Genomic DNA, 11,371 nt, shown 5'->3' with positions numbered 1-11,371 from the left:
CGTCATAGAATACGGTGCAGCGGTCATCGTCATAGGCCTTTCGGTGAGATGTGGTAGTTGAGTCGAAAGGCTAACTGGCGGTGGCCGCCCACTACTTTCCGGGACCCACCATCAGCAAGCGTTACACCACACTAAGGGACGCAACCACTTCGCTGGCATGTTTGCGATTAGCTTGGTCGTTTCAAAGGCAACGGGATTGAACTACGCTCAGTCTGCATCGGTTTCTTTTACTGCTGCGGGAAATAACTTTGAGCTTGCCATCGCCGTGTCTATCGGTACTTTTGGTGCGACCTCTGCGCAGGCACTGGCTGGAACGGTCGGCCCGCTGATCGAGATTCCGGTGCTCGTTGGACTGGTTTACGTCATGCTCTGGATAGGGCCGAAACTTTTCGCCGGGGATCCGACGCTGCCTACTCGGTCGGGTAGCCCCAAACGATTCGGTTAATGAGGGAGCGAATCAAAATGAGCACGAAACCTAAAGTTCTCTTTGTTTGTGTAGGTAACGGCGGGAAGTCGCAGATGGCTGCTGCTCTAGCCGAAAAGCATGCTGGTGAGATGATTGAGATATATTCCGCTGGCACCAAACCAGCCGAAAAGCTAAACGCTGAGTCGGTGGAAGCTATAAGTGAAGTCGGCGCTGATATGGCCGGCGGCCACCCGAAGGATGTTGATTCAACTTTGCTGCGGGATGTTGATCGCGTGATCATTCTCGGAAAGGATGCGCAGCTCGAGCTTCCAGATGAAGCGCGAGGCAATCTTCAGCGGTGGGTTACTGACGAGCCTTCCGCGCGTGGGGTAGAGGGCATGGAGCGCATGCGGCTGATCCGTGATGATATCGACGCCCGCGTGCAGTCGCTCGTTGCCGAGTTGCTTGACGATTGAGAGCGGACAGTCTCCGAGCCCGTTTGAGCGTTTTTATTGGCGCCCGCGGGCTCGGGTGGGTGCAAATCAGCCTGACGGACGTCGTAGGTTTGCCGCGAGTTTGCAACATTTCCGACACTAAAAGGGATCAATGTCCCAAATCTTCCACTCTGTTTTTATAGCTTTCTATTTGCGCAGGTCAGAGTGGGTGCATATTTTTGCTTCACACTTGCTAGCTGCTGAAAGTGGAAGATTTGGGACATCCGTAACTTTGCAAGCCAGCTGGGAGGTTCCGGCGTGGTATTGGTGGGACTAGTGATCTCAATGGGGCTAGTGGGAATTGCTCTTGCCGCCACGGTTGCCGCCACCGTTATTCTTGCCACCGGATCCACCGGAGCCATTCTTGCCGCGGGAGCTATCCGATCCGCCGGACCCGCCGGACCCGCCGGAGCCCTTGCGGCGCCGACGCCTGCGACGATTTCGTTTGTTGCTAGGCCCGGGGATCTTCCCCTTCTGGCCTCCTGAGCTGTGGCTTCCTCGGCTTTTGCCCTGGTCGTGGCCTTGGGAGTTGCTTGAGTCGCCGGAGTTACCGGAGTGATTGGATTTGTTGGCGCCGGAACCGGAACCGCCGGGCCCGTTGGAGTTGGAGCCACCGGAGTTGGACCTGCCGCCCGAGCCGCCGGACCCGCCGCGCGGGCCGGCGAGCCCGCTGGTCCGCGGGCGGGCGTCCGCACCAGGCTTCGCCGGAACGTCCTCCCTCTCGCCGGGCTGCACGTTATCCAGCAGAGCCAGGAAGTCCTCGTCCCGGATCAGGGGAATGTTCTTCCGGTCGGCGTGCATCGCCTTGCCCCGCAGCTCGTAGTTTTCGTTGCACACCACCAGCGAGCTGCGACGATTCAACTTCTCGCTATACGCCAGTCCCGCGGCGACACCCTGGCCGATCAGCACGTCCGGGTCGATCGCCACATCCGGGCTGACCACAAACTCCATCCCCTCGACCAGCGGCTCCCCGCGCTTCCACGCCCCGGGGTTTACGAATGGGCGGGGAGAGTTAGCGGCGTCAATACGAAGGCCACTACGACGTAGCCCAAATTGATCGGCCGCGAGGTCCTCAGGGTCCAGCACCGTCAGCTCGCCGTTGCGCTGCTGCGCGAGCGCGAGGGCGGCGGTGAGGCGCGCGTTCGCCTCGAGCAGCTCGTCGGGGTCGATGTCTTTTTTACTTAGTGACGCCACCGCACCCACCTCCGGCAGTGCCGTCGCAGGGGCCAGCACGGCGGACCGGCCGGCGTTTGCGGGAGCGTTTGAGCTGGTAGCCGGCTCGGTGGTGGAGTCGGCGGCGGTGGAGCTTGGATTGGTGCTGGAGCTTGGAGTGGGAGCCGTAGCGGTGGAGTCGGTAGCAGTGGTGGCAGCTTCGGCGGCGCGGTTGTAGCTGGCGACGATGGCGCGCAGGCGGGGGTCGGTGGAGTCGATGGCCTGGCGTCGGGCGGTGGCGAGTGTGTCGATGATGGAGACCGGCGCGGGGGTTGGCTGGCGCCGACCACCGCGACCGCGGCCGCGGCCACGGCTGCGACGGCCGCGGTTCGCTGAGCGCTGCGACAGTTTGAACTCGTGGGTGATGAAGCCCCACACGTAGTCGGACTCATGCATGATGAGCGTGCGCCCGTCCAAGGCCTGGTGGATCAGCTGCGCGCTGGAGTTGAAGCCCAGCGCCTGGGAGAGCTCGTTGACCTGGTAGCCGTGGAGGTGCCAGGGGCCGGCGTCTTCGCCGGGGTTGAGGTGGCGCGTCAGCGCGCCGATTTCCTGGCCGATGTTAATGGTCGGCAGTTCGTCGGGGTGTGCAGCGTCGCCGGGGGCTTCCGCGCCGGGGCCGAAGAAGACCACGGAAAGTGCCACCAGCCGGGAGGTTTTCGGGTGAATGCCGGAGGTGGAGATGCTCACGGCCGCAAAGGGGGCCTCCTCCTTGGAGGGGAGGTCGTGCAGAGCGGACTCGAGCTCCGCGCGGGGGCTCGACTGGTCGTTGTCCTCGCGGGCACTCCCGCTGGAATCCGCGGCAGCTCGGGCCTCGGGGTTTTCAACCGGAGCGGAGTACACCTCTGCCCCCGGCTCAGAGCGCCCCTCGGCACCTGCGGGGGAATGGTTGTGGGCGGGGGAGGGGGCGTCCGAAGTACTAGCGTCCGAAGAAGTACCGTCCGAAAAAGAAACAGCGAGAGAACCTGCAGGGCGAGTCACCCTGCGGCGCGGGCGCCTGGGACGGCGCGCGCCGGTGTGCTCGGGGCCGGGGGCGGCCGAGTGATCGTTCTCGTTCATGGACTACATACTACCCAGCGGGGAACCGCGCCCCGCTGGCAGGCTGCGCGGTTCCCGGGACCCTAGACTCCCTGGGAAACCCCAGCGGCGGCATCCTGCGAACGGTTCACCGCGGAGGTGATCGCCTTCAGCGAAGCGTAGGTAATGGAGCTGGCGATGCCCACGCCCCAGAACTTCGCACCGTTGATCTCAGCCAGGACGTAGGCGGCGGCCTCAGCGTCGTCGCCCGAGGTGCGGGCGTGCTGACTGTACTCCTGCACCTCCACGTCGTAGCCCAGCTCTTCCAGCGCGTTGCAGTATGCGTTGATCGGGCCATTGCCGCGACCCTGCACAGTCTTGCCTTCGCCGTTGAACTCGATCTGGCCGGTGACCTTGGCCTCTTCGCCTTCGTTCTGGCCGCCGTCGACGGTCAGGGAGATGGTCTCGATCGGCGCGACACGGTCCAGGTACTCGCCGGAGAAGATATCCCACATGGCCTTCGGGTTCACCTCGCCACCCTCGGCATCGGTGACGGCCTGCACGACGGAGGAGAACTCCACCTGCATCGGGCGCGGCAGCTGCAGGTTGTGGTCGGTCTTCATGATGTAGGCCACGCCGCCCTTGCCGGACTGGGAGTTCACGCGAATCACGGCCTCGTAGGAACGGCCAACGTCCTTCGGGTCGATCGGCAGGTAGGGGACCTCCCAAGTCTTCTCGACCATGGCCTCCTGGGTGACTTCCTCGGCGGTGGCGTCCGGGTCGATCTTCTCTGCGATGGCATCCAGGCCCTTGTTAATCGCATCCTGGTGGGAGCCGGAGAATGCGGTGAACACCAGGTCGCCGCCGTAGGGGTGGCGCTCCGGCACGCGCAGCTGGTTGCAGTACTCAACGGTGCGGCGGATCTGGTCGATGTCGGAGAAGTCGATCTGCGGGTCCACGCCCTGGGTCAGCATGTTCAGGCCCAGAGTGACCAGGCAGACGTTGCCCGTGCGCTCGCCGTTGCCGAACAGGCAGCCCTCGATGCGGTCGGCGCCGGCCATGTAGCCCAGCTCGGCGGCGGCCACGCCGGTGCCGCGGTCGTTGTGCGGGTGCAGCGACAGGATGATGGAGTCGCGGCGGTTCAGGTTGCGGTGCATCCACTCGATGGAGTCCGCGTACACGTTCGGGGTGATCATCTCGACGGTGGAGGGCAGGTTCAGGATGATCGGGTTCTCCGGCGTCGGGTCCATAACCTCGACGACTGCGTCGCAGACTTCCTTGGCGTAGGCAACCTCGGTGCCGGTGAAGGACTCGGGGGAGTACTCCCAGCGCCAGTTGGTATCCGGGTAGTCCTTGGCGATGGTCTTAATCAGCTCGGCTGCGTCGGTGGCCAGCTTCTTGATGGCTTCCTTGTCCTTGCGGAACACGACCTTGCGCTGCAGCTTCGAGGTGGAGTTGTAGAAGTGGACGATGACGTTCTTCGCGCCCTCGCAGGCTTCGAAGGTGCGGCGGATCAGGTGCTCGCGTGCCTGGACCAGTACTTGGATGGTGACGTCGTCGGGGATCATGTTCTTCTCGATGATCTCGCGGACGAAGTTGAAGTCGGTCTGGGAGGCAGACGGGAAGCCGACCTCGATCTCCTTGTAGCCCATGTCGACCAGCAGTTCGAACATGCGGCGCTTGCGCTCGGGGCTCATCGGGTCAATCAGGGCCTGGTTGCCGTCGCGCAGATCCACGGCGCACCACTGCGGCGCGCGGTCGATGACCTTGTCCGGCCAAGTGCGATCCGGCAGGGTGATTTCCTCTACCTCTTCGAAGAACGGCTGGTAGCGCGCGTGCGGCATGGTGGAGTTGCGCTGTTTGTTCCAGGCGGGCTGGCCTTCGGGGATTTCGCCGTTCGGGGTGTTGATGCGGGCGGGTGCGGAGATGAAAGTGTCGTTAGACATGGGTGGGGGCTCCTGAGAAGAATTGTTTGTTCTTGGTTGTTATTCCCGACCGGCAACGCCAAATTCCGCGACGGGGTGCCGGTCGGTCGTTGAGCTGTAAGCTCAGATCTCTTAGAACCTTTGAGCCCCGCCGCGTCGCAGAAGCAGGTTGCGCGCTGGCGTAGTCATGGTCACCACTATAGCCCGAGTATTAGGTGCGTCACAGAAAGAGCTTCCAAAACAGCTAAAAACCGCCCGAAAATCCCACACTGTGAGAAGTTTGTCCCTCAATGTGGGGTGTTTGGTGTGGTTCTTTTTTATCGTTCTTTCTTTATGACGCCGCCGTCTCGGCACCCATTAGGGCGCTAGCGACCTGATAGGGCACTAGCGGCCCAAGGGGGACGCTAGCGATTGAAGAAGTGCATCGCGGCTGCGATGATCGCGCTGATGATTCCGAGGGAGCCAAGCGTGATCAGAATGGTGCGTAGGGTCGAATTCTCCGAAGAGTCCTGGGAAGATCCCTGGGAAGAGCCCTTACCAGGCTCGTTATCTCCGGGGTTTCCGTTATCCGGGTTTTCATTTCCGTTGCCGTCATTGCCACCGTCATTGCCTGTGCCCGTATCCTCGACCACAATTTCGTGAGCCTTTACCTCCACGGTCAGCTCCTCGGAGGTGGAGGGCTCCAGCAGCGCTGTGACTGCGCCATCGGCATTGACGACTTCCTGGCCGTTGAAGACTGCCCGCATCTGGTGTTCACCGCGGGTCGGGAAACGGTACTCGAAACGTGCCTCGCCGGTGTTGGGATCAACCGGTGCGGTACCGAGGAACTGCTCGCCGTTGAAGAAGGAAACGGTTGCTCCTTCTGTGATCTTCTCATCCCCTTGGACGGTCACCTTCGCAGTGAAGGCCACAGTATCGCCCGTAAGCGTCTGGGCGTCCAGATCGACATTCACCTCATCGCGGCTCAGGGTGGTTCCGGTCTCCACCTTCCCCGGGCTGAGCACTTCAAACTTCACCGGCTCGGCCACTGCCTTGGCGAACGTGCGTCCAGATACCTCACGCTCGCGAACCTCCGCGGTGATCGTCTGCAGGCCAGCCTGGTCGAAGGCGTGCTCCACGCTCGCGTTGCCCTCGGCGTCGGTCTGCGCGGTGCCGATACGGATGCCGTTGGCGCGGAAGATCACCTCGGCCCCTTCCGGGGAGCCGGGGGTTGCAGTGTACTGAGCGCTCAGCTTTCGCTTTTCGCCCACCAGCGCCGGTTCAACCTCGTCCAACTTCAGGGTGGTCTTCGCGACCGGAGCCACCTTCAGCTCAAGCGTGTCCTCGGCGCCGGAGACCTCCTGGGTGTCGTTCTCGAAGTCCTCGACGACGGCGCGCAGCTGCAGCGTGGCTGGCTCATCCGGCACGGTGGCCTGCAGTTCCGCCACGCCGTTCGCGGTCTTCGCGCGACCGATCTCCTCGTCGCCGTTGAAGAACACTACTTCCACGCCGTCCTCGAGGGCGGCATCAGCATCGGGATCTGCTTCCGGATTAGCCAGCTCAGCGCCAACCGTCGCCTGCAGAGTCAGCGGCAGCTTGCCCTCCGCGGGGGCTGTCGCGTCGACCTCGCCCTTGAGGTCAATGGTGGCCTTCAAGGCAGTGCGCGGCACGGGGTTGACCGTCACGGTCGTGGTTGCCTCGGAGGCGCTCGTGCGTCCCTCGACGCCCAGGTAGCGGGCCACAACCTTGTGCTTTACGGACTCGCGGTCCTCCAGCTCGGCGTAGGTGTAGCGCAGCTCCGCGACGCCATCGCGGACATCCACTGTGCGGCGCTCGCCATCGCCCAGGTCGAACTCGACCTTGCCTTCGGTGATGGGCTGGCCGTTCGTGTCCTTGACGAGGGCCTTCAGGGTGACATCGCCTGCGCCGCTGAAGACCTCAAGGTCGGTGGAGGTTTCGGCGAATTCGGTCTGTGTATCGCGCAGGGCCACCGTGGTGCTGGTGAGAGTCTTGCCGGCGGCATCCGCGGTGCAGTACACCGCATCTGTGGCGTTTGCCTTGGCAAGCATCGACAGGGTGTTATCCCTGTTCTCCTTGCTGGTGGGGCCAACACCGCTGCCGGCCGCGCGCAGGCCGGTCACGATCTTTGCGCCCACCTCGGTCGGGGCGGTGACGTCGAAGGCGATGCGTGGCAGGCGGAAGGACTTGTTCTTGTCTACTGCCAGGCCAGCGCGGCCAGTCCCCCATCCCCAGCTGTCGTTTTCATTGCCGCCGTTATTTACGGAGTTCGCGCCATCCCAGATGCGGGCGAACGCGCCGTTGGCATTCGGCTTGCCTGCAGCATCAACGCGCTGCACCACTGCAGCTGGGTTGGCATTGAGGCCGGACGCGCCACCGTCGAGGCGTAGGTTGCTGATCTTCACCCCCTGCGGCAGCGCGATGTCGTACTTCATCCGCCCCGTATCCTTTCCACCGGTGCGCATCTCGCCCGGCTGGATCTTCACGGTGAAAGTCTGCCCCGGAAGAACAGTTTCCGGGTATTCGACGGCGACATCGTCGGGCGAAAGCGTCAGGTCGGAGCCATTGGAGAGCCACCCCTTGTGCTCGACGCACAGGTGATTCACCAGCACCGACTTGCTCGTCGGAGCTGCAGCGGCAAGGGGGTTGGCAAAGCTGGAGGGAGCCGCTGAAATGAGTGTGAAGCTAAGGGATAGGGAAGTGATCGCGCCCAGAGCGATACGGCCCAAGCGGCGGGAGGGCATTAGGGTCATGGAACAGTCCTTGTGGGAGTAAGAGGTGGGAAGGAATTAGTTGCGGGGCGCGGTGGAGCTACCAGTAGAGGAGCCACCACCGGAGAACAGTGAAGTCAGCCACTCCCACAACATGCGGAAGAACTCGACCAGCGGAGCGAAGGGCTTAGTCGCCGTGGCGTTGGAGCCGCTCGGCGCAACACTGTTGGAGCTGCCGTTAGAGCTACCGCTGGAATTGCCAGTCTTGTCCGGAGTGTGCTCGTCAGGCTTGTCATTGTCGCCCGGCTTATCGGTCTCACCTGGCTTGTCGGCGCCGCCCGCCACAGTCACGGTTGTTGCGGTGCGGGAGACTTCCTTGCCTTCGGTGTTGTGGAACACCGCGGTGAGTTCTTGGGCGCCGGCGCGGTTCCACAGCACGTCAAACTCTGCGATGCCTTCAACGACTGGGATGCGGATCGGCTCGCCGTCCTTGGTGACCTTCTTGCCGTCGATAAGGACCTCCAGGAAGCCCGTCACGCCGTGACGGTCACCTGCATCTGGGGTGAGGGTCGCAGTGTAGTTCGTCTTCTCGCCCTTTACGGCGGTATTGGGTCCGGTGAGAGCGATATCGACGCCGCTTACTGCAGGAGCGGCGACCTTGACGTTGATTGTGGTTTCCGCGCGCTGCGCGTCAGCCGGGTTCGCAGGGGCGAAGGTGACTGGGACTTCGAAGTCTCCCTCGCGTGGGAACACCAGTGGCAGAGTGACGGTTCCTGAGTCTTCCTGAACCTCTGCGGAAATACGGCGTCCGTCAATCACGGCAGTCACGGTGCCAGCTGCAGCCGGGTTAACGGTTACGGTGGTTGGCGCCTCAACCAGCGGCTGGACGTCCGTCGGCGCGTTGACTTCAAGCTGGGTCTCAGAGGATCCCTGGACCTGTACGGTCAGTACATCCTCGGCTGGAGTTTGGGTTTCATCTGCCGGGATGAACTTGGCTTCCACCCGGAACTCGCCAGCGCGGTCTGGGGTGAACTCCACGGTCGCGCGGTGCTCCTCCAGCGTGCGGGTGACCCGCTCGCCATCGATGAGGAACTCCACCTTGCCTTCTGCCTGCTCCGTGTTCTCTGCAGGGGTGACGGTGGCGCTAATGCTCACCGGCTGCCCGGGGCGAACCGGGCCGGTGGGGTCCGCGCCTAGCTCGATCGTCGTTCCGGTGACGGCATCGATCGTGATCGGTGCGCTAGCCGTGCCTGCTGCGAATGCGCTGCGCGGGGCGGGAATGAACTCTGCGGTGATCTGCTGATCCCCGGGGGTCGAGCCGGTGGGCAGCTCAGCGACGGCGGCCCCAGCGCCTACCTTCGCCGTCACCGTCGCATCACCCAGGCGGAAGCGCACAGTACCCTCGGCGCCCTCCGCCACGGTGGCCTTCACCTCTACGCGCGAACGCGCCGGGGCGTTTTCAGGAGCCTCGACGCTCAGGGCCGCGTCCTGGCCCTCGACCGTCACGGTAGTGGTGGCCGTAGCCTCCTTGAACTCGCCGGAATTCTTCGGCTGGAAGCGTGCCGTGACCTCGTGCTCGCCAGTGGTTGGGAACGTCAGCTCTGCAGTGGCCTTGCCATCGACCACCGGAGCGCTTGCTTTCAGGCCGCCGGAGGTGAATTCCACGGTTCCCTCAGCGGTTGGCTCGAGGCTTGCGGTCAGTTCGGTGGGCTTACCGGCTACTGGAGTGTCGCTGGCCTCGAGGTTCAGGGCCACCTCGGAAGCCTCAGCGACGTCTACGCTCGCCAGCTTCGAGGCCCGAGGGTCCAGAGGAGCCTTACTGTTCGCGCGTGGCGAGCACTGCACCGGGGCCCAGATGGTGCCTACAAGCGGTGCGGATACCTTGCCCAGCATCGTGAGGAAGTTCTCGTCCTTAGCGAAGGTGCCCGCCGCGCCCTGGGCGCGCACTCCCAGCGACTTTTCCCCAGCGGTCTTCGCCTTGAGGCGAAGTGTGATCTCAGGGAAGCGTAGATCGATCTTGGAGCCATTCATCGTGTACTTGATTCCGCCCTCGCGGTTGCGGGCAGAGTTCGGGCTATTGCCGATGGCGGCGTTGTCTGCGCTGGTTACGCGGAGGAATTGGCCGGTGGCGCTGGGGCGACCCGCATCATCCACCTGGATGACCTTCATGCCCTTCAAGTTGGACTTCGAGTCGTCGATATCCGCGCCGAGGAACTCCACGCCTGCCGGCAGAGCGAGATCCAGCTTCAACCGGCTCGCGCTCTCCATCTTTGCGCCCATCGGAAGTGCCGGCAGTTCGACCTCTACCGGGTCGATGGAGAATGCGGTGCGGAACTCCTCGCCGATCCGGACACTCTTTGGGGCATCAATGTTGACGGTGACATTTTCTGTGCTGAATTCCTGTGGCCCCGCCAGGCTTGTGGAAGGGGTTGCTTGGCAGCTGAGTGAGATACCGGCGCTGGTGGTCTCGGCAGTGGATGCGGCAGAGGTTAAGAGCAGACCGCCCGTGACTAGTCCAAGCACGGCGGTCGTGGAGATGATCTTTTTCATCCCACTCCTTATGAGTTCTAGAAAGGTGAGTAGAGGCTTTCTGCAGGGTGCTGAAAACTTAGAGGGTAGTTAAGCAGAGCTAACTGAAAACTGTCAATAGGATGAGATTTGATCAGTTGATTTGATGCTTGGATACGCCCGCGCCTGCGGCTGGGGCTGTCTCAGTGGGTGCCTCAGCGCTGCCGCCTTCGTCGATCGACTTGCGGCTCAGAATCACTGTCGAGATCGTCATCACTGCAATGGCGGTTGCCATGTAGGCGTACTCCCAGCCGTCAATCTGGAACTTCTCGCCCAGTACGATGTAGCCCAGAACGAACGCCACAAGTGGCTCCACCACTGTCATCGCGGGCAAGGAGTTCTTCAGTGGCCCGGCGTTAAATGAGGCCTGCTGCACCGCCGTGCCGATCGCCGCGAAGGCGATCAAAGTCCACAGCTCCCAGGAGGCCAGCAGCGCGGCCATCCCGAAATCGCGGAAAATATCCACCACGGCTTTCGAAAGCACGGCGACATATCCCATGATCGCGCCGGTGATGGACCCCAGCACCAACGCGCGCAGCGCGGCTGCCTGCTCCAGCGCATACACAAAGAACGCCAGCAGGATCACTGCGCCGATGCTCAGGCACACTAGCCACACGCTCAGGTCTGGCTCGCGGTGCCCAGGCGCCGGATTGCCGCGCACAACGAGGATGGCCACTGCGGCCGTCAAAAGCCCTGCCCATGCTGTTTCGGACGCCGATATTCGCCGCCCGTCGTATTTCGCCGACAGTGGCAGTGTGAACATCAGGGAGAGTACGAGGATCGGCTGCACCACCAGCAGCGTTCCGAACCCCAGCGCCACAATTTGCAGGAGGTATCCGAATAGCGCACTGGCCACGCCGACCCACCACATTGGCTGCTTGATGGCGTCCCAGATGGCGCCGCTGCGGTTCTCGCCGGAGGCGATGGCGATGCGGTGGCGCACCACCGTCCCCCAGGCGATGGTGAGCGCGGAGCCCAGCGCGAAAACAACTGCGAGAGCGTTGTTTTCGAGCATCGTGCCCCCTCACCTCTTCGTTATCTTCA

Annotated in this window: 6 protein-coding genes and 1 pseudogene; 2 read left to right on the top strand and 5 right to left on the bottom strand. The window is 62.9% G+C overall.

Annotation, left to right across the window (positions count from 1 at the left end; translation table 11 throughout):
• Window positions 1–145 precede the first annotated feature (145 nt).
• Window positions 146–445 (top strand): annotated as a pseudogene (locus tag MHX52_RS09255) (arsenic resistance protein); the annotation flags it as partial.
• A 17-nt stretch (window positions 446–462) separates the two neighbouring features.
• Window positions 463–882: a low molecular weight phosphatase family protein gene (locus tag MHX52_RS09250; protein WP_034984582.1), complete on the top strand. Its 420-nt coding sequence runs from the start codon at window positions 463–465 to the stop codon at window positions 880–882.
• Window positions 883–1,191: 309 nt separating this feature from the next.
• On the opposite strand, the gene MHX52_RS09245 is transcribed toward MHX52_RS09250, so the two are convergent.
• The 5 genes from MHX52_RS09245 to MHX52_RS09225 all read right to left on the bottom strand — a co-directional run bounded on the left by MHX52_RS09245 (window position 1,192) and on the right by MHX52_RS09225 (window position 11,342).
• Window positions 1,192–3,168, bottom strand: a complete 1,977-nt coding sequence (locus tag MHX52_RS09245; RefSeq protein WP_239317870.1) for a DNA polymerase III subunit epsilon — start codon at window positions 3,166–3,168, stop codon at window positions 1,192–1,194.
• Between the two features lie 62 nt (window positions 3,169–3,230).
• Window positions 3,231–5,072 (bottom strand): 2-isopropylmalate synthase, encoded by a 1,842-nt coding sequence (gene leuA / locus MHX52_RS09240; protein ID WP_239317868.1) that lies wholly within the window; start codon window positions 5,070–5,072, stop codon window positions 3,231–3,233.
• A 383-nt stretch (window positions 5,073–5,455) separates the two neighbouring features.
• Complete coding sequence (locus MHX52_RS09235) at window positions 5,456–7,801, bottom strand: Ig-like domain-containing protein (protein ID WP_239317867.1); 2,346 nt, start codon at window positions 7,799–7,801, stop codon at window positions 5,456–5,458.
• A gap of 36 nt (window positions 7,802–7,837) precedes the next feature.
• Window positions 7,838–10,309, bottom strand: a complete 2,472-nt coding sequence (locus MHX52_RS09230) for an Ig-like domain-containing protein (protein ID WP_239317865.1) — start codon at window positions 10,307–10,309, stop codon at window positions 7,838–7,840.
• A 112-nt stretch (window positions 10,310–10,421) separates the two neighbouring features.
• Window positions 10,422–11,342: a DMT family transporter gene (locus tag MHX52_RS09225; RefSeq protein WP_239317863.1), complete on the bottom strand. Its 921-nt coding sequence runs from the start codon at window positions 11,340–11,342 to the stop codon at window positions 10,422–10,424.
• Window positions 11,343–11,371 lie beyond the last annotated feature (29 nt).

It is taken from the genome of Corynebacterium sp. ACRQJ (genome assembly GCF_022346045.1).
Taxonomy (GTDB): domain Bacteria; phylum Actinomycetota; class Actinomycetes; order Mycobacteriales; family Mycobacteriaceae; genus Corynebacterium; species Corynebacterium evansiae.
Note: the sequence above shows the minus strand (reverse complement) of the source record. Positions and strands in the feature narration are given on the sequence as shown.

Coding starts and splice junctions, on each gene's coding strand:
- MHX52_RS09230 (WP_239317865.1), bottom strand. CDS start 10,309: ATGAAAAAGATCATCTCCACGACCGCCGTGCTTGGACTAGTCACGGGC.
- MHX52_RS09250 (WP_034984582.1), top strand. CDS start 463: ATGAGCACGAAACCTAAAGTTCTCTTTGTTTGTGTAGGTAACGGCGGG.
- leuA (WP_239317868.1), bottom strand. CDS start 5,072: ATGTCTAACGACACTTTCATCTCCGCACCCGCCCGCATCAACACCCCG.
- MHX52_RS09235 (WP_239317867.1), bottom strand. CDS start 7,801: ATGACCCTAATGCCCTCCCGCCGCTTGGGCCGTATCGCTCTGGGCGCG.
- MHX52_RS09225 (WP_239317863.1), bottom strand. CDS start 11,342: ATGCTCGAAAACAACGCTCTCGCAGTTGTTTTCGCGCTGGGCTCCGCG.
- MHX52_RS09245 (WP_239317870.1), bottom strand. CDS start 3,168: ATGAACGAGAACGATCACTCGGCCGCCCCCGGCCCCGAGCACACCGGC.